The organism is Thioalkalivibrio sp. AKL6 (assembly GCF_000376905.1).
In the GTDB taxonomy this organism is placed as follows: Bacteria; Pseudomonadota; Gammaproteobacteria; order Ectothiorhodospirales; family Ectothiorhodospiraceae; genus Thioalkalivibrio; species Thioalkalivibrio versutus.
In genome coordinates this window covers 247,721-264,898 of the sequence record NZ_AQXS01000010.1, presented here as the reverse complement: position 1 = coordinate 264,898, position 17,178 = coordinate 247,721, and the positions used below count along the sequence as shown (strand labels likewise).

Annotated in this window: 17 protein-coding genes; 2 read left to right on the top strand and 15 right to left on the bottom strand. The window is 65.6% G+C overall.

Annotation, left to right across the window (positions count from 1 at the left end):
* Positions 1 to 31: 31 nt before the first annotated feature.
* The 4 genes from D575_RS0109245 to D575_RS0109230 form a co-directional block, all read right to left on the bottom strand.
* Positions 32 to 904: a mechanosensitive ion channel family protein gene (locus tag D575_RS0109245; protein WP_018145636.1), complete on the bottom strand. Its 873-nt coding sequence runs from the start codon at positions 902 to 904 to the stop codon at positions 32 to 34.
* Between the two features lie 15 nt (positions 905 to 919).
* Positions 920 to 1,729, bottom strand: a complete 810-nt coding sequence (locus tag D575_RS0109240) for a hypothetical protein (RefSeq protein WP_018145635.1) — start codon at positions 1,727 to 1,729, stop codon at positions 920 to 922.
* Between the two features lie 105 nt (positions 1,730 to 1,834).
* The gene (locus D575_RS0109235) at positions 1,835 to 2,923 is read right to left on the bottom strand and encodes a PA0069 family radical SAM protein (RefSeq protein WP_018145634.1); all 1,089 of its coding nucleotides are present in this window, start codon (positions 2,921 to 2,923) and stop codon (positions 1,835 to 1,837) included.
* Positions 2,920 to 3,294 carry a DUF1992 domain-containing protein gene (locus D575_RS0109230; protein WP_018145633.1) on the bottom strand — a complete coding sequence of 125 codons (375 nt, stop codon included), beginning with the start codon at positions 3,292 to 3,294 and terminating at the stop codon, positions 2,920 to 2,922. The genes D575_RS0109235 and D575_RS0109230 overlap by 4 nt, the downstream gene beginning before the upstream one ends.
* A gap of 101 nt (positions 3,295 to 3,395) precedes the next feature.
* On the opposite strand from D575_RS0109230, the gene D575_RS0109225 reads away from it, so the two are divergent.
* Complete coding sequence (locus D575_RS0109225; RefSeq protein ID WP_018145632.1) at positions 3,396 to 5,366, top strand: bifunctional diguanylate cyclase/phosphodiesterase; 1,971 nt, start codon at positions 3,396 to 3,398, stop codon at positions 5,364 to 5,366.
* A 10-nt stretch (positions 5,367 to 5,376) separates the two neighbouring features.
* Here the strand turns inward: D575_RS0109225 and D575_RS0109220 are convergent, their stop codons facing one another.
* The 6 genes from D575_RS0109220 to D575_RS0109195 form a co-directional block, all read right to left on the bottom strand.
* Entirely contained in the window at positions 5,377 to 5,856 is a 480-nt protein-coding gene (locus D575_RS0109220) for a hypothetical protein (protein ID WP_018145631.1), read from the bottom strand.
* 78 nt (positions 5,857 to 5,934) lie between these two features.
* Positions 5,935 to 6,969 carry a dihydroorotase gene (pyrC, locus tag D575_RS0109215; protein ID WP_018145630.1) on the bottom strand — a complete coding sequence of 345 codons (1,035 nt, stop codon included), beginning with the start codon at positions 6,967 to 6,969 and terminating at the stop codon, positions 5,935 to 5,937.
* 57 nt (positions 6,970 to 7,026) lie between these two features.
* Positions 7,027 to 7,287, bottom strand: a complete 261-nt coding sequence (locus D575_RS0109210) for a DUF167 domain-containing protein (protein ID WP_018145629.1) — start codon at positions 7,285 to 7,287, stop codon at positions 7,027 to 7,029.
* Positions 7,288 to 7,291: 4 nt separating this feature from the next.
* Positions 7,292 to 8,038 carry a class I SAM-dependent methyltransferase gene (locus tag D575_RS0109205; RefSeq protein ID WP_018145628.1) on the bottom strand — a complete coding sequence of 249 codons (747 nt, stop codon included), beginning with the start codon at positions 8,036 to 8,038 and terminating at the stop codon, positions 7,292 to 7,294.
* Between the two features lie 71 nt (positions 8,039 to 8,109).
* Positions 8,110 to 9,138: a hypothetical protein gene (locus D575_RS0109200; RefSeq protein WP_018145627.1), complete on the bottom strand. Its 1,029-nt coding sequence runs from the start codon at positions 9,136 to 9,138 to the stop codon at positions 8,110 to 8,112.
* 116 nt (positions 9,139 to 9,254) lie between these two features.
* Positions 9,255 to 10,088 (bottom strand): alpha/beta hydrolase, encoded by an 834-nt coding sequence (locus D575_RS0109195; RefSeq protein WP_018145626.1) that lies wholly within the window; start codon positions 10,086 to 10,088, stop codon positions 9,255 to 9,257.
* Between the two features lie 99 nt (positions 10,089 to 10,187).
* On the opposite strand from D575_RS0109195, the gene D575_RS0109190 reads away from it, so the two are divergent.
* Positions 10,188 to 12,380: a bifunctional (p)ppGpp synthetase/guanosine-3',5'-bis(diphosphate) 3'-pyrophosphohydrolase gene (locus tag D575_RS0109190; RefSeq protein ID WP_018145625.1), complete on the top strand. Its 2,193-nt coding sequence runs from the start codon at positions 10,188 to 10,190 to the stop codon at positions 12,378 to 12,380.
* Positions 12,381 to 12,651: 271 nt separating this feature from the next.
* Here D575_RS0109190 and D575_RS0109185 read toward each other — a convergent pair whose 3' ends face one another.
* The 5 genes from D575_RS0109185 to D575_RS0109165 form a co-directional block, all read right to left on the bottom strand.
* Positions 12,652 to 13,035, bottom strand: coding sequence for a flagellar protein FliT (locus D575_RS0109185; RefSeq protein ID WP_018145624.1), 384 nt, complete (start codon positions 13,033 to 13,035; stop codon positions 12,652 to 12,654).
* Between the two features lie 41 nt (positions 13,036 to 13,076).
* On the bottom strand, positions 13,077 to 13,490 hold the full coding sequence (gene fliS / locus D575_RS0109180; RefSeq protein ID WP_018145623.1) for a flagellar export chaperone FliS: 414 nt from the start codon (positions 13,488 to 13,490) through the stop codon (positions 13,077 to 13,079).
* A gap of 39 nt (positions 13,491 to 13,529) precedes the next feature.
* A complete protein-coding gene (gene fliD / locus D575_RS0109175) occupies positions 13,530 to 14,891 on the bottom strand; it encodes a flagellar filament capping protein FliD (RefSeq protein WP_018145622.1) in 1,362 nt (453 codons plus the stop codon).
* 476 nt (positions 14,892 to 15,367) lie between these two features.
* Positions 15,368 to 15,793 carry a flagellar protein FlaG gene (locus tag D575_RS14635; protein ID WP_155985179.1) on the bottom strand — a complete coding sequence of 142 codons (426 nt, stop codon included), beginning with the start codon at positions 15,791 to 15,793 and terminating at the stop codon, positions 15,368 to 15,370.
* Between the two features lie 73 nt (positions 15,794 to 15,866).
* Complete coding sequence (locus tag D575_RS0109165; RefSeq protein ID WP_018145620.1) at positions 15,867 to 17,075, bottom strand: flagellin; 1,209 nt, start codon at positions 17,073 to 17,075, stop codon at positions 15,867 to 15,869.
* Positions 17,076 to 17,178: the final 103 nt, after the last annotated feature.

Below are 17,178 nucleotides of genomic sequence, written 5' to 3'. Positions count from 1 at the left end.
ACGGCCCAACCCCGCTCCGGCGGCCTGCCGGTCAGTCGCGCGCGGACGCTTCCGCCTCGGCCTCCGGCACGTTGTCGACGATGCGCACGGGTAACGGGCTTCCATCCAGGCCACCCAGCGTGCGCTGCGGGAACGGGATATCAATCCCCGCCTCGTCCAGCGCGGCCTTCACACCCTCGTGCATGGAATTGCGCAGATCCAGGAACTTCTCCCGCCGCGCCCACACCGAGAGCTGAATCTTCAGCGCGGAATCACCGTACTCGAGGAAGATAAACAGCGGCTTGGGCTCCTCCAGACAGACCGGATTGCGCTCGGCCACGCCCATGAGCACGTCGCGCAACTGCTTGAGATCAGTCCGGTAGCCCACCCCGATTTGCATGTCCAGGCGGCGGATGGGGAAGCGGCTGAGATTGGTCAGTTGCGTCTTCACCAGGGTCTCGTTCGGCACGCGCACCATCAGGTTGTCGAAGGTGCGCAGCTTGACCGACAGCGGGTCGATCGACAGCACCTCGCCCGTGGCATCCCCGACCTTGATGACATCCCCCACGGAGAACGGGCGTTCGCCGATCAGGAACAGCCCCGAGATCAGGTTCGAGGCCGAGGTCTGCGATGCAAAGCCAAGCGCGACCGTCAGGATGCCGGCCGCGCCCAATAGCACGGTGAGATCGAAGCCCAGCTCGCGCAGCGCCGAGGCCAGCACCAGCAGAACGATCAAGTAAAAGCTGATGCGGCGGGTGAGCATGACCTGCTGCGCGTCGAGCTTGTCCTCCAGCGCGCGCGCCAGACCGCGCGACAGCAGGCGCGCCAGCAACAGGCCCACCAGCAGGTAGACCGCGGCGCGGATGGCGGCGAGAAAGGCCTCGCTGGTCACAAAGGTCTGAGCGGTTTGCAGCCATTCATTCATCGCGCCGGATGCTCCCTACTGAAACAGGGCGGTGAACGCCCTGACCATCAAATGCCGTCCCCCGGCCTGGCGGGGCTCGGCGATACGCTGGGCCCCGCCGGCCACACCGGGGGGGCCGGCGTCGATCTTCATGTCCGCCATGTCGCGATCTTCCTCGCGCTCCATGCGCACTGCCGGGGTCCACAACCGGTGGTGCTCGTCGGCGAACACCGGAAGGCGCGGCACCGGCAGGTTCACGCGTTCCAGGAACAGGGCATCCGAAGCCTTGTTCTCGATGGTCAGCGGAGTGATGACGCGGTGCGGGCGCACGGGCACGTCGGCCAGGTCCAGGCGAGCCTGGGTGCGAGTGGCATAACAGAGCTCCCCGTTCACGGTATTCGGGCCGAACCAGGTATCGGACGGCGTATAGACCGGAAACTCCTGCACCATGGCCTCGCCCAGGTGCAACTGCACCCAGGCCGGGGAACTCAGATAAAGCGTGACCTGACCACGGGCCGGCACATAGAAGGGGTTCTGCGGCCGGCTGACCATCGGCCGATCCGCCAGGGCCACCCGCAGCTCCGGTACCGAATCCGCCGGGGATCCGGCAAAACGCAGCAGGTCGTTCGCGTCGGCAGGGAACCCCTCGGCGCAGGGAACATCGATCGCCAGTGTGGCATCGGCGGGGTCGCGCGGGCGTTCCAGCACCATCTGCCATTCCTGCTCACCGTGCAGCAGCCAGAGGTCCAGGGGGCCGATGGACCAGCGTCCATGTTGCCCCGATGCAAGTGCCCGGCGCCCCCACCAGGCCGCATCGCCGGTACTCATGGTTGGATTCTGCGGCATCGTCCGCCCTGTCTTGATGTTGGCCTCACTGTAAACCAGAACACCCCGCCCGCGGGAGAAGCGTCCTCGGGACAACGGCGCCAGCCGGACCGCATTCGCCGAGCGTCAGAAGAGGTCGAGCTGCCCTTCGGACCGCGTCTTCTGCGGGCGCGCGGGCGGGACAAACTGGTTGCAGTCCAGCTCCACGAGACGTCCGGCCAGCCCCGCCCGGCGCCGCGCCAGCCGGAAGCGCTGCCGCAACAGCTCCGCATACGGCCCGGCCCCGCGCATACGGTGACCGAAGGTGGAATCGTAGAGCTTGCCCCCATGCGCCTCGCGCAGGCGCTGCAGTATATGCTCCGCCTTGAGCGGGTGATGGGTGCGTAACCAGTCCTCGAACAGTGGGGCCACCTCACGCGGGAGCCGGAGCAGCACATAGCCGGCGGCCACTGCGCCAGCCGCCGCCCCGGCATCCAGCAAGACCTCCAGCTCCCCGTCCGTGAGCACGGGGATCAACGGCGCCACCAGCAAGCTGACGGGGACGCCCGCCGCCGTGAGCCGCTCCACGGTCTGCAAGCGCCGTTGCGGGGCCGCCGCGCGCGGCTCCAGATGTCGCGACAGCCCGCGATCCAGGGTCGTCACCGAGATCGCCACCTGCACCAGTCCGCGCTCCGCCATCGGACCCAGCAAATCCAGGTCGCGCTCGACCAGTGCGGACTTGGTGACGATGGATACGGGATGCCCGGTCTCGGCCAGCACCTCCAGCAGCTCACGCGTGATCCGCCATTCACGTTCGATCGGCTGGTACGCATCGGTGTTGATCCCGAGCGCCAACGGGGTCACCCGGTGGGACGGTCGCGCCAGTTCGCGCCGCAGGCAGTCGGCCGCGCCGACCTTGGCGAACAGCCGGCTCTCGAAGTCGAGCCCCGGCGAAAGGCCCACATAGGCATGGGCCGGCCGCGCAAAGCAGTAGGCACAGCCGTGCTCGCAGCCACGATAAGGGTTCAGGGAGAGCTCGAATGGCACATCCGGGGACTGATTCCAGGACAGGACCCTGCGCGGGTGCTCGACCGTCACCTCGGTGCGCAGCGGCGCCGGTGCCTCGCCATCACCGACCCACCCGTCGTCGAAGGGTTCGTGCCGGGTCGACTCAAAGCGGGCATGGGGATCGATGGTCGCGCCGCGGCCCTTGGTCGGTCCATGGACCGGTTTCATTGGCTGGGGCCATCCATGCGCTCGCACAGCTGTCGGAAATAGCCGGACTCGGAGAGCATGCCCCGACCCGCATCGCTGCGGTTCAGCCGGTCGAGCAGCAAGCGCAGACGCTTGGCCGCCTGCTGGCGCGCCGCCTCGTCGTCCGCCGCCTGCAGCAACGCCTCCGTGGAGGCGATCTCGCCCCTCAGTTGCACGGCCTCGGGGACATAGCCGGCGTTCTTCATCACCCGGAAGGCCATGCGCAGCTCTTGCGGCACCGCGCTGTCATCATCCAGTTCCAGGGGTCGACCCGCCCCCGGGAGGTCATCGAACTCCCCGCGGCGCGCCGCATCGGCCAGCTGGGCCTCGATCTGTAACTCGGTTAGCAACATCCCGTAGTCCGTTGTTCATGCGCCGGGCCGCGCTTGTTGAGGCCCCGCCCGATTTACCGTAACGTCCAGCTCTTCCACAAACCGTCCCCGTCTGGACCCCGATGGCACTCACCCCGCGAGACAATCCACCGGCGTCCAGCGTACGCGCGCTTGTTCCGGCCCGCGAGGCATTACGCGCCGATCCCCAGTTCGACACCTATCTGACGCGCCAGATCCCGGTGCTGGTGGCGCTGTCCCTGGTCCCCGGCCTGGGCTACATCCTGCTGGGTGCGCTGCACGGGGCCTTCACCGCGGCTGCAGCCTGGTACAGCGTGATGCTTGCCACATCGCTCTGGGGCCTGCAGCTGTATTGGCGTTACCACCGCTCTCCCTTGTCGCCGGAGCAACGGCTCCGCTGGCGGCTGCACCTCACCCTCTTCCTGTATCTCTACTTGGCGTTGTGGACCGCGATCTTTCTGATCTTTGTGCGCCTGGACTCGCACAATCTCCACTACATCGCCATTTTCACGCAGATCGGCGCCACCACGGTGGTCGCGGCCCTGCTCTACCCGGCCCCCTGGGTTTTCCGGCCGCTAATCCCGGCCATGATGGTGCCGCTGGCCGGGTATTTCCTGCTAATCGGGGACTGGTATAGCTATGTCCTGGCGGCCTTCTCGGCAACCCTTGCCCTGGTCCTGTTCTACGCGGCCAACAGCAGCTTCGGGTTGCTCCGCAACAGCTTCCACCAGGCCTCCCACGATGCCCTGACCGGACTGAACAATCGCGCCGCCTTCATCGAGCATCTCGAACAAAGCCTCGAGGTCCTGCAGCATCACGGACAGCACTCGTACCTGCTGCTGATCGATCTGGACCATTTCAAGACGGTCAACGACCTGCTGGGGCACGACATCGGCGACGAGCTGCTGAAGTCCGTGACGCGCGACTTCGCCAACACCCTGCCCCCGGGCCACCACCTCGCCCGCCTGGGCGGCGACGAGTTCGTCATCGTGGCCCCCGGCAAGGAAGACCGCCAGACCTGCGAGCGCGCCGCCCGCCGCCTGGCGCATTCGCTGCTTCAGGTGGTCAAGACGCCCTACATTATCCGCAACCATCACCTGCACGTGAGCGCGAGCATCGGGATCCGCCTGATCGAGCCCGCGCAGCCGGTCGACTCGCATCAGCTCGTGCGCGAGGCCGATATCGCCATGTACGAAGTGAAGGACCGCGGGCGCGACGGCGTGGTCGTCTTCAGCGACGAGTTGTCGCGGGCGGTGGAGCGGCATCTGCAGATCGAGCGCTGCCTGCACTTTGCGTTGCACAATCGCGAGATCGAGGTCCTGTTCCAGCCCCAGGTGGACACCACTGGGCGGATCCGCAGCGCCGAGACCCTGATCCGCTGGCACAGCGCCGAGCTGGGCGCCGTATCACCCGCCGAGTTCATCCCCATCGCCGAACAGACCGGCTATATCAGCGAACTGGGCGACGCGGTGATCGCGCGGGCGTTCCAGGCCTTGCGCGACTGGGATCGCGCCGGGTTCCCCCTGGAGCAGCTCGCAATCAACATCAGCCCGCGCCAGCTGGTGCACCTGAACTTTGTCCACCGCATGCAGGACCTGATCACCCGCTATCTGGGCCGTGAACACGCCCACCGCATCACGCTCGAGATCACCGAGCACGTGGTGGCGGAGGATACCGACCGGGTGATCCACATCATGCAGGCCCTGCGGCAAATGGGCCTGCGCTTCTCGATGGACGACTTCGGGACCGGGTTTTCCTCGCTCAGCTACCTGAAGCGTCTCCCGTTCGACGAACTCAAGATCGACCGGAGCTTCGTCCGCCAGGTCGACCACGACCCGGACGACCAGGCCATGGTGCGCACAATCTGCGACATCGCACGCCAATTCGGTCTGGCGGTGGTGGCCGAGGGGGTCGAGACCGAGGCCCAGTACCGCTGGCTGACCACCCACGGTGACTTGCTCTTTCAGGGGTTCCTGTTCGCCCGGCCCATGGATGCCAATGCCTTTTTCGATCACTGCCGCCGCGCGCCAGCGCTGAAGCCGGACACCAATCGAGCGGCGCCGGCGGACGGATAGGAATCCGGCCTCAGGCCCCGCCGGTCGCGGCCGGCAGCACCCAGAGCGTCAGCGACAGCAGGATCGCCGTCAGGCTGACCCCGATCAGCGGCAACATCATCACGCCGGCCAGGGCCTCGCGCCGGAACAGACGCACGGCCATGCCACCCAGGGTCAGCGCCCAGCCCAACGCGACGAAGAACGCCAGCGCGTTCAGTTCGGCACGCCACAGCAGGATCAGGGCCACCGGGAGCCCAAGGTTGAGGATCACCACCCCCATCTCCTGGCTGCCCGCGGCACGTCCGGCAGACAGCGCATAGGCATACGCGGCCCAGACCATCAGCAGACCAAAGCCCAGGGCACCGGCGGCCGGCGAGCTAAGCGGCGCGCGCAGGATCGGCGCGCCGGCCGGCTGCAGCCCGACCCCCAGAGCCACGATCAGCAACGCCACCCCCAGGCTGATGGCCATCCAGAACAACAAAGTCCCGCGTTGCACATTGGGTTCGGTCATGTCTCCATCCTCGTCTCGTCCTGTATCTCTACCTAGCTGACCGCCCGCGCGTTACAGCGTTCGCCGTGACGGCCGTCCTCACCGCGCCAGTTGCCAGGCGACGGTCTCGCCCGCGCGCAGCGGTACCCCGGGATCATGCCCGAACAGCACCGCCTCCGGCACAGTCCACGGGGAGCGCTCCAGCGTCAGGGTGTCGGTGTTGCGCGGCAGCTGGTAGAAATCGGGGCCGAAATGACTGGCAAAGCCCTCCAGCCGGTCCAGTGCATCCGCCGCGGCAAAGGCCTCCGCGTACAGCTCGATGGCCGCGTGCGCGGAATAGATACCCGCACAGCCACACGCCGACTCCTTCGCGTGGCGTGGATGCGGAGCGCTATCGGTCCCCAGGAAGAAGCGCGGGTGGCCACTGGTGGCCGCCTCGAGCAGCGCCTTGCGGTGGCGTTCGCGCTTCAGGATCGGCAGGCAGAAGTGATGCGGCCGCATGCCGCCCGCGAACAGCGCATTGCGGTTGTACAGCAGGTGCTGGGGCGTGATCGTGGAGCCGACATTGGCCGGCCCGTCCTGGATGAACTGCACGGCCGATTCGGTGGTGATGTGTTCCAGCACCACCCGAAGTTCCGGAAAATCGCGGATCAGCGGCTCCAGGTGGCGCTCGATAAACACCGCCTCGCGATCGAAGATGTCCACGTCCGGATCGGTCACCTCGCCGTGAATCAGCAACGGCAGGTCCACCCGCTGCATCGCCTCGAACACCGGATAGCAGCGGCGGATATCGGTCACGCCACTGGCCGCATTGGTGGTGGCACCCGCGGGATAGAGCTTGACCCCGTGCACGAACCCGGAGGCCTTCGCCGCGTCGATCATGCCCGGTGTCGTGCCCTCGGTCAGGTACAGCGTCATCAGGGGCTCGAAGTCCGCCCCTTCCGGCAGCGCCGCCAGGATGCGGTCGCGGTACTCGGCGGCGGCCTCCACCGTCGTCACCGGCGGTTTCAGGTTGGGCATGATGATGGCGCGGCGGAAGCGGCGCGCCGTGTCCGGCAGTACCGTCGCCAGCACATCGCCATCGCGCAGGTGCAGGTGCCAGTCGTCCGGTCGAGTCAGGGTCAGGCGGTTCATCCGTAGTTCCCTTCGCAGGGGGGCCGTCCGGTACTGGGCCCCGTCACAGTGTATGAGTCATGAGGATAACGCGCGGTGCAACTCGTCCGCCGACCAGCCCTCGACCACCACGGTCTTGCTGCGCGAGGTCGCACCGGCTACCACCTGCACGGCCGACTTGGGACAGTCCAGTTCCGCCGCCAGGAGCCCGATCACCGCCGCGTTGGCGCGGCCCTTCTCGGGCGGTGCATGGACCTTCAGCTTGAGCGTGTCGCCCATCCAGCCGCCAATGGCGTTGCGCTTGCTCCCGGGCGCCACCTTGACCTTCAGCCGGCCCAAAACCCTACCCGGCCGGGCGCGTCGCCATGTAGGCGCTGAAGACGCCGAGTTGGACATTGCGCTGCACGTCCTCGAAACCGACGGATCGCAGGGTTTCCATGATGTCGTCCGGGGGGACGCACTGATCGATGGTGTCCCAGAAATAGCGCATCAACAGTTGCCCGTCCGGGTCGCGGGTGAGCACCTTGCCCACGAACGGCACGAAATCGCGGAAATAGAAACGCGCCAGGCCAAACTGGAACTTCGTACGTGGCCGCGAGACCTCGAGAATGGTGCAGCGCCCGCCCGGCTTCAGCACACGGAAGTACTCGCTGAACAACTCGTGCAGGTCGCGTACATGGCGAAGCCCATACCCCATGTACAGGCGGTCGTACTGCTGGTCGCGCAAGGGCATTTGTTCGCCCAGGCTCTGCACGAACGTGGCATCCATCTTGGTTCGGGCCACATCCATCATGCCGCGGCTCGGGTCCACGCAGGTCAGGTGGTCATCGCCCACCACCTTGCGGATCTCCTCCGCAACCGGGCCGGTGCCAGTGGCCACGTCCAGCACCTCCATGCCGGCCTCGAGACCGGATTGTTTCAGGACAAACCGGCGATACGACTGCCCGGTGCCGAAGAAGCCGACCCGCAGGATTCGGTCGTAATACGGGGCAGTCCGGTCGAACAGGTCGTCGACGTAGGCGCGCCGGCTGGCTTCATCCCCGTAGTAGTCCTTCAGGACCGGGTGTGGCTTCTTGGTGGTTGGCTGCATTGCGTGTACTCCCCAGGCAAGGGACCGGCGCCACCGCAAGTCGGCGGCCTGACCGGCCCGGCATCAATCCTTCATGGTGTCGCGAACGTCGTGGTCAGACGCTCCGAATAAAGTCCCTCGATCTCCACCAGCAACTCCTCGCGGCAGATATCCCCGTGCAGCAACAGGCACGGCACATCGTGACCAAGGCGCGCGCGCAAGTGACGTTCCGCGGCCGACGCATCGGCCGCATGGCGCAGGTACACCTTGAGCAGCGACAAGTCGCGCGGCCTCTCCACCCGAACCGGGTGATCCGTGGCGGCCTGTTCCAGCAGCACACCGACATTGCGCAGGCTTTCGTCGATCTGCGCCTCGAGATCGCCAATATGCCGGCTTTCATGGCCGACAATACTGGCGGTGCCCGAGATGAACAGCTCGGCCGATTCCGGCCCCGACTGCCACAAACTGGCGCGGGCAAACGAAGGGCTGCGCGGCCCGTACTGAGGCGGGTAGCGATACGCGCTGACCTGGCGCGGATTCTCGATACGCGCGGCCGCCTCGCGAGTGGCAATGAAATAGATCAGCAAGCCGTCGGAATGGGTGCCAATCGCCGTCGCCGCCGGCAGGAACTGTTCGTACTCCGGCAATGCTTCGAACACCCGCGCCCGCCCGCTGCAGAAGCCACGGTAGCGCTCCTGGCCGGCGACCGGGTCATTGATCGCGGGAAGATAGTTCCACACCCGCACCAGGTGTTCGAAACCCAGCGCACGGCAGCCAGCCAGGATCTCGCGGTACGCGCGCTCGGTCAGGGGATCCGGGTCGCCTGCGGCATCCAGCGGCTGAATCCAGCAACCGATCAGGCAATCCTTGTGGCGAAGGTAGCTCAGCGAGCCTTCCACCCCGGTCTCGCCCTCGGCGCCGTCCGGCAGCGACCAGCATTCCGCCCAGTCCGACTCGACGCCCAGGGGCTCCAGCCCCACGCGGATCTCCAGACGCCCCGGCAGACGTTCCACACCGCTCGCCCCGCCAAAGCGGATCACCACCGGCGCCGACGCGCATTCCGGCTGCTCATCACGACAGTAGGTAACCGTCAGGGGGGCTTTTGCGGCAGATTCGCTCATTCCGGACGCCAGGGAGATCCATTCCAGCCAAAACAGCCGCGGAGTCTACCAATCTCCCACGATGGAAACACGGGTTCTCCCCTCGACCTGCCTCATCCAGTCTCTTTGTCCGTTCGTCATTGAGGGCCGTCGACCGCCACGCCCGCATCGCGGAGGAACGCCCGCAGGCCCTCCGTGTAGTCGTCCCCCGTGGTCAGGAAGGCGTCGTTGTGGCCACCCTCCATCTCCAGCACTCGCGCGTTCGTAGCGGCGGCCCGCAGGCGTTTGGCATGCTCGAATGGCACGATCTCGTCTTGGGCACTATGAGCCAGCAGGATGGGCGCGGAGATCGCGCCCACCCGGCCCAGGGTGTCGTATTGGTGCCGCAGCAGCGCTCGCACCGGGAGCCAGGGGTAATGCCGCGCCCCCAGATCGGCAGCCGAGGTAAAGGCGGATTCCAGGATCACCGCCCCCGGCTCCACGCCCGTTGCCAGTTCCGCCGCGACCGCCGCCCCCAGCGAACGGCCAAATAGCACGATCTCCTGCGGCGGAATCGAACGGTCGTCGATCAGGTACTGCCAGGCGGCGCGGGCATCCGCATAGGTGCCGGCCTCGTCCGGGCGCCCCGCACTCCGCCCGTAGCCGCGGTAATCGATGATCAGCACGGCCAGTCCCAGCTCGTGGAACTGCCGTAGGGAATGCAACCGGTGGCCGATGTTTCCGGCATTGCCATGCAGGAAGAGCAACACGGGCGTGTCGCCATCCGGGCCCGGCACGAACCAGCCATGAATCCGCACCCCATCCTCGGTGACCAGCTCGACATCCTCGTAGTCCAGCCCAATGCGCTCCGGCGTGCTGGTGATGGTGCTGGAAGGCATGTAGATCAGGCGGTCCTGGGTGATAAAGATCAACCCGGTGATCAGGACATAACCCAGCCCCGCGAATACCAGGATCTTGAACAAGTTGGCCATGCCGCGATCCTGACCCCGGTCACCCCCATGCGCAAGCCTCTCGCCACCGTCTGCGCTCCCGTACAATAGGGGCCTCGCTCCGTTCCGACGATTGCCTCCATGCGCCATTCGCTGCTGACCAATACCGATCTTCAGGGGCTCGACCGCGACGCGTTGCTGCGTCATTTCGCGGGCAGCCAGCCCCTGGACGACGCCACCGGCCTGCAGCTGGCCGAGGCACTGGATCAAGCACTGGAGGCCGTCGATACCGCCGGGCTCGAATCGCATCCACTGGACGTGGCGGAGATCCTGCGCCATCTCAACGTCGACCGGCAGACGCTGATCGCGACCTTGCTGGTACCCGTGTATCTGGCGGACCTGCTCAAGCCGGCCGAGCTCGAGCAGCGCTTCGGTGCCGCGGTGGCCCGGCTGACCACCAACGTCGCCGCGCTGGTGCGCCGCCGCTTCGAGGCCCCGGCCGGGCGTCCGGAACAGGCCGAACGCCTGCGCCGCATGCTGATGGCCATGGTGGACGACGTGCGCGCCGTGCTGATCAAGCTGGCGTTTCGGGTGCAGCACCTGCGCCAGCTCGTCCGCGAGCCCGACGAGGGCGCCCGCATCCTCGCCCAGGAGACCCTCGACGTCATCGCCCCGCTGGCCAACCGCCTCGGGGTGGGCCAGCTCAAGTGGGAGATGGAAGACCTCGCCCTGCGCATCCTGGAACCGGAAACCTACCGCGACATCGCCGTCGGCCTCGAGGAAAACCGCACTGAAAGAGAATCCTACGTCGAAGAGTTCGCCCAGACACTGAAGACACGCCTGCAGGCAGACGGCATCGAGGCCCGGGTCTTCGGCCGGCCGAAGCACATCTACAGCATCTGGAAAAAGATGCAGCGCAAGCGCACCTCGCTGTCCGAACTGTACGATCTGCGCGCCACCCGCGTGATCGTCGACCAGCTGGCCACCTGCTACACCGTGCTCGGCATCGTCCACAACGACTGGCGCCACCTGCCCAGCGAGTTCGACGACTACATCGCCAACCCCAAGGACAACGGCTACCAGTCCCTGCACACCGCCGTGGTCGGACCGGAGGGCAAGGTCGTGGAGGTGCAGATCCGCACCCGCGAGATGGACGACTTCGCCGAACTGGGGGTCGCCGCGCACTGGCGCTACAAGGAAGGCGGACGCGAGGATCAGGCGCTCAACCGCGCCATCAACAGCCTGCGGCAGCTGCTGGAGGCCGCCGACAACAACGACCAGAACCTGCTCGACGAGATCCAGAGCGAACCGCTGCACCAGCGCGTGTTCGTGCTCACGCCCCAAGGCGAAGTGCTGGACCTGTCCCAGGGCGCGACCCCCCTGGACTTCGCCTACGCGGTCCACACCGAGGTCGGCCACCGCTGCCGCGGCGCCAAGGTCGACGGCCATATCGTCCCGCTCACCTACAAGCTGAAGTCCGGCGAGCGCGTGGAGATCCTGACCACCCGCGAAGGCGGGCCCAGCCGCGACTGGCTGAGCCCCGCGTTGGGCTATCTCAACACCGCCCGCGCGCGCTCCAAGGTCCGCACCTGGTTCCGTCAGCAACACCAGGACGAACACCTGGCGACGGGCAAGCACCTGTTCGATCGCGAATGCCAGCGCCTCGGCTGCGGCCACAACCTCGACCGCAGCGCGCTGGCCGAGGCAATGAAGTATCAGACCTTCGACGAACTCCTGATTGCCCTGGGCGCGGGGGATGTCACCACCGCCCAGATCGCCGGACGCATCTCCCACCAGCTGCGCGACGCCCGCACGGGAGAACAACCGGCCACCACCCCTGCGCCCCAGCGGCCGCGCCGCCACGAGGGCGAAGCCAAACCGGACGACATCCGAATCCGCGGCGTCGGCGGGCTGCTGACCACGCGCGCCCAGTGCTGCAATCCGCAGACCGGTGATCCGATCATCGGCTTCATCACCCGCGGCGCCGGCGTCTCCGTCCACCGCAGCGACTGCGTAAACATCCTGCACATGCCGGAAGACAAGCGCGGCCGCCTGATCCCCGTCTCCTGGGGTGAAGAGCCCGAACGCGAGGCCATCACCCTGGAGGTGGATGCCCACGACCGCCCCGGCCTGCTGGGCGAAGTCGGCAACGCCTTCTCCGAATGCGGCATCAACCTGCTGCGCGTAAACACCGAAACCAACCGCGAAGACCGCAGTGTGCGCATGGAACTGGAAGCCGAATTCAGCGACCTCGGCGAACTCAGCCACCTCTTCGACCGCCTCCAATCCCTCAGCAGCGTCCAAACCGTCCGCCGCCTACCCCCAAACCCCTGACCCCGCCTCGTCGTCCCGACCGCACGCCTTCCCACCCTGTAGCGCCGGCCGCGCCCCACCCGGCCCGTCATCCCGGCCGCGCCCCCCTTTACTGTCATCCCGGCCGTAGCGAAGCGAAGAGCCGGGATCTCTGCGGTTTGGTTTACCCCAACGTTCGGGCGAGGCACACCGCGGGGATCCCGAATAACCGGGTTGCGGTTTCCGGGATGACGGGAGGGGGTGTTCGGGCTTTGGGGGAAGTCGAAAAGCGTCGACCGGGTACAGAGCCCCGTCAGTCGACCGAGTGGCCCGGCCCAGTCCGCATTGAATGCCGGCGAGTCGTCTCGTAGGCGTTGGTGCCCTTGCGCCCGGACTTCAGCTCGCGGATCTGCTCTGCGACCTCGCCCCGTCGTTGCGACAGGTCCTGTACGGAGGTCTCGTAGAAGCGCGCCAAGTCCTCCAGGGCCGCGCGCAGGGCCGCCCCGGAGTCATCACGCAGCGGCACCGGCTCGGCCCCGAAGGCTCGTTCCACCAGGGACTTCGCCTGTCGGTCCAGCTCCTGCAGTTCTTCCCAGTCTTCCTCCGCCACGGCTCGCACCATGTGGGCTCGAATCGCCTCCACCGAATCCTCCAGTGTGGCCGCCATCTCCCGCATATCGATGCCGTTCATGATCATCGGGTGCCTTTGGACTTGGCGAGAGAGACCATCAAGGAATTTCAGCTCGCGCGGGCGGCTCGCTGTTCAGACGGGATCTCGTCCCACCCAGCCTTGATTTGGCGCAGCAGCCCTGTAACCTCTTCCAGTGCCGCCGGATCGTTTTTCGCGTTCGCCTCCAGCAGGCGGCGAGACATGTATTCGTACAGTGCATCCAGCCGCCCCGCGAGTTCGGGATTCTTGTCGTGGTCCAGTAGCGCCCGCAGGGACTCAACGATGTCGATCGCCTTGCCGATCTTTTCGCCCTTCAGGCCCACGTTACCCTGCTGCACCGCACCCTTGGCCACGGCGATACGCTCCAGCGCACCCTCGAAGAGCATCTGGATCAGCCGGTACGGGTCCGCCACCTGGGCCTCGGCCAGCGCGCCCGACTGACGGTACTGGTTCACCGCTCGATTCATGCCCGGTCCGTACATGCGTTGGTCTCCGTTATCCGTTCGCCCAATACGAGGCGACTATCGACGAGAATTGTTCTGGGCCAGCGGCATGTTTGCCAGCTGCCCCATCAGAAAATCACTAGTCCCCTGCAACTGTGCAACGGTGCTGTCCATGCGTCCGAACTGGCGTACCAGCCGCGATTCCAATTGCTCCAGGCGGACATTCAGATCCACGCGCTGTTGACTAAGCCGCTCCAGATCGTTCTGCAGGCCTTCGGTGCGCACGCCAATCAGACCATCGGGGCCGGTGAAGCTGCTGGTCACACTCTCCATGCGCTCGCCGATCGCCCGGACCACCGCCGTGACGTTGTCGAAACCGTCGTTCTCCAGCGCTTGGTTGAACCGGTCACTGTCAAAACCGAGCGTACCGTCGCGGTTCGACACCACCCCCAGCGATGCGAGGGTACGCGCATTCACATCCGGGATTTGCGCCGGCTCCACCAGGGCGTTCCCCAACCGGCTCCGGATGCCGCGCACCGTGCTGTCACCGGTTAGCACCGAGGCCTGCTGCTCCTCGGCGTTGTAGGCCGTCAGGTTGCTTGTCTGCCCGATCAAGCCATTGTAGGCCTCGACAAAGCCCTCGAGCGCACGCTGCAACGCACCCTGATCCTCGCTGACCGAGACCGTCACCGGGGAGTCGGAAGTGCCCCGAAGCTCGATCGACAGCCCCTCGACCGTGTCCTCTAGGGTATTCGTCGTGCTGGTTACCGTCAGGCCGTTGATCACCGCCTCGGCATCCTGTGCAGCCCGGGTCTGCACAAGGTTGGCTCCATCCAGACGTGCAAGCCCGCTACCCGCGGGATCCTCAGTCGCAGTGACGTTAATGGTATTGGCTGCCCCGGTCGTGTTCGCCGTCAGCACCAGGCGCGCACCATCCCCGTCATTCACGATCGAGGCCGTGACGCCGCCCTCCGCGTCGTTGATCGCATTACGCACGTCGCGCAGCGTGTCACCTTCCTGGACGTTGACCGTGAACGCATCGCCATCGCCCACCTGAATTGCGAGCTGCCCAGCTCCCACCGCGGCGTCCGGATCCGCGAAGTCACCCGGGGCGGAGGCTAGGGCTTGCGCCTGCGCAAGCTGTTTTACCTCCAGCGAGAAATTCCCGTTCGCGGCCGTGCCATCCGCGGTAACCCGGGCCACATCGCGATTGGAGACCGACGCATTCTGCGACAACTCGAACTCGGAAAGCTGCGAGAGCGTTCCCTTGACCTGATCAATGGCACTCGTCAAGTTCCCGTAGGCAGAGATCTGCGCTTCAAGCCGCTGTTCCCGCTGGTTGAAACGGGTCTCTTTGGGCACCCGTTCGGCATTCACCAGATCGTTGACGATTTGGTTAAGATCCAGACCGGAGCCGATCCCCAGTGAACTAATGGCCATGATGACTTTGCTCCTCGGCGTTCGACGTCTCGAACCGTTTGCACGTGCGTTATATCCCTTTACGACAGACTAGCCGAAATCTTGAGTCCACCACAGAAAATACCGCTCAAAACCGCCCTTCAGTCCCGACCCTCCGCGGCCCAGGCTGACCCCGTCCTTGCACGCGCAGCGAAGCGATCTCCAACACCTGACACCAATCCGGAAATCCTTCGGAACACCGTCATCCCGAAAACTGCGCAGCAGGAATACGGATCTCCAACGTAACTGGTGCCCCTTTCGCATGCGCACTTCCAGCAGCGGGAGATCCCGGCTCTCGGCTTCGCTGCGGTCGGGATTACGTGAACAGCGGGGCTGTGGCCGATATGGTTTGAAGCTCCCACTTCGGTGGCGTTCCCACAACGAAAAAAAAGCCGGACCCATTCCCGGATCCGGCTCAATGAAACATACCGCGTTGAGGTGCAGTCTCGATAGAGCCCTCAGGCCTTGTCCGCCAGCCCCGTCCCGCCGAGCTCCTGCTCGGTCTGGAACTGCTCCACCAAGGCCAGCACGGCCTCCGGAGGGATCTGGCGGATCACCTGTTCGCGTTCTCCGTCCATCACCGTAATCACCGTGCGGCCGCTGCTGTCGTCCACGCTAAACTCCAGCGCCCGCTTGGTGGATTGCAGGTAGGAATTGATCGACTCGACCACCTGATTGACCTCGGCCATATCCATGGCCTCGATCGCCGGTCCGGTGGCACCAGGAGCCGTTGATTCCGAACTACTATCCGAACGAACTACGGCCTCGGGCCGTCCCTCGCCACGGACAAGACCCGCGCCGGGACCGGGCGCCTTGGCCCCTTCGCCCGCGCGCGGGTTCACTGCAACCAGCGGTGATGTGATATTGCCGATTCCATCACTCATATCGCTGTCCTCATCAGAAGGGGCGGATGGCGCGTTTGCCATCCACCCTCAACCAGAGCCCGAGTGATCGAGCTTACTGCAGCAGAGCCAGCACGTTCTGCGGAACGGCGTTGGCCTGGGAAAGCACCGAGGTGCCCGCCTGCTGCAGGATCTGCGCCCGCGTCAGCTCCGCCGTCTCCGCCGCGAAATCCGCGTCCTGAATCCGCGAACGCGCCGCCGACAGGTTCTCCGACGAAATCTCCAGGTTGGCAATGGTGTTCTCGAAACGCACCTGCACCGCACCCAGCTCCGCACGCAGACTGCTGATCTGGGTCAGCGCCCCGTCCATCGTGGAAATCGTCTGGAAGGCATCCTCGCGAGTACTGACCCCAATCTCGGTCAGATTGACTTGAGTCTGGCCGGACTCACCAAACAGGGTAGCGAGTGCAACACCATCCTCGTCCTGGATACTACCGCCATCGACCTGGAATTCGGCGTCAAACGCACCGTTAATCACGATCCCGGTGTTCCCGTCGTTATCCACCCGCAGGGCTGCGGTCAGGCGCGCATCGGAGATATCGGAATCATTGGAGCCCGCCTCCTGGATAGCGGTGTTGATCTCGCGAACCGCATCCTCCAGCGAAGTCACATCGTTACCGAGAGTAACGGTTAAGTCTGCACTGGCCCCACCGGGGTCCACCACAATCGTGATATCCCCCGACCCGGCCGCGAACTGAATGCCGTCGTTGATCTGCGTCTGCGTAAGCGAACCACTGGACATCACCTCGGTCGCCCCCAGCTCGGAGGAGCGCGAATCCACGCCGCTGACCGCGATCATCTGGCCCTGGTTCGCACCCACCTGGAAGAACAGATCATCCAGACTGCCATCCAGCACCCGCTGACCGTTAAACTCGGTCTCGTTGGCAACACGGCCCACTTCCGCAATCAGCTGCTGTACCTCGTCATTCAACGCCTGACGGTCCGACGGGGAGTTGGAATCGTTCGCCGCCTGCACCGACAGCTCCCGCGCGCGCTGCAGGGCATCCCCGATCGTGCCAAGGGCACCTTCGGCCGTCTGCGAGAACGAAATCCCGTCGTTCGCATTGCGAACCGCCTGGTTCAGACCCCGGATCTGCGTGGTAAAGCGCTCGGCGATCGCCAGACCCGCAGCGTCATCCTTCGCACTGTTGATCCGCAAACCCGTCGACAGCCGCTCCAGCGACGTCTGCAGGGCACCCTGGGAGTTGTTCAGATTGCGCTGGGCATTCAGCGACAAGATGTTGGTGTTGATTACCTGGGACATGGTCATTCTCCTGAGCTATGCTGACGCCACCCTTCGGGCGGCTCTTCCGGCGGTACTCGTCCGCTCTCAGGGCCTTTAACGACCGTCCGCGCGCATCCTTTAG

Bases quoted from the DNA above. Each gene is read 5' to 3' on its own strand.
- D575_RS0109195 (WP_018145626.1), bottom strand. From the start codon at position 10,088: ATGGCCAACTTGTTCAAGATCCTGGTATTCGCGGGGCTGGGTTATGTC.
- D575_RS0109230 (WP_018145633.1), bottom strand. From the start codon at position 3,294: ATGTTGCTAACCGAGTTACAGATCGAGGCCCAGCTGGCCGATGCGGCG.
- fliD (WP_018145622.1), bottom strand. From the start codon at position 14,891: ATGGCCATTAGTTCACTGGGGATCGGCTCCGGTCTGGATCTTAACCAA.
- D575_RS0109190 (WP_018145625.1), top strand. From the start codon at position 10,188: ATGCGCCATTCGCTGCTGACCAATACCGATCTTCAGGGGCTCGACCGC.
- pyrC (WP_018145630.1), bottom strand. From the start codon at position 6,969: ATGAACCGCCTGACCCTGACTCGACCGGACGACTGGCACCTGCACCTG.
- fliS (WP_018145623.1), bottom strand. From the start codon at position 13,490: ATGTACGGACCGGGCATGAATCGAGCGGTGAACCAGTACCGTCAGTCG.
- D575_RS0109245 (WP_018145636.1), bottom strand. From the start codon at position 904: ATGAATGAATGGCTGCAAACCGCTCAGACCTTTGTGACCAGCGAGGCC.
- D575_RS0109165 (WP_018145620.1), bottom strand. From the start codon at position 17,075: ATGTCCCAGGTAATCAACACCAACATCTTGTCGCTGAATGCCCAGCGC.
- D575_RS0109185 (WP_018145624.1), bottom strand. From the start codon at position 13,035: ATGATCATGAACGGCATCGATATGCGGGAGATGGCGGCCACACTGGAG.
- D575_RS0109220 (WP_018145631.1), bottom strand. From the start codon at position 5,856: ATGACCGAACCCAATGTGCAACGCGGGACTTTGTTGTTCTGGATGGCC.
- D575_RS0109200 (WP_018145627.1), bottom strand. From the start codon at position 9,138: ATGAGCGAATCTGCCGCAAAAGCCCCCCTGACGGTTACCTACTGTCGT.
- D575_RS14635 (WP_155985179.1), bottom strand. From the start codon at position 15,793: ATGAGTGATGGAATCGGCAATATCACATCACCGCTGGTTGCAGTGAAC.
- D575_RS0109240 (WP_018145635.1), bottom strand. From the start codon at position 1,729: ATGCCGCAGAATCCAACCATGAGTACCGGCGATGCGGCCTGGTGGGGG.
- D575_RS0109225 (WP_018145632.1), top strand. From the start codon at position 3,396: ATGGCACTCACCCCGCGAGACAATCCACCGGCGTCCAGCGTACGCGCG.
- D575_RS0109205 (WP_018145628.1), bottom strand. From the start codon at position 8,038: ATGCAGCCAACCACCAAGAAGCCACACCCGGTCCTGAAGGACTACTAC.
- D575_RS0109235 (WP_018145634.1), bottom strand. From the start codon at position 2,923: ATGAAACCGGTCCATGGACCGACCAAGGGCCGCGGCGCGACCATCGAT.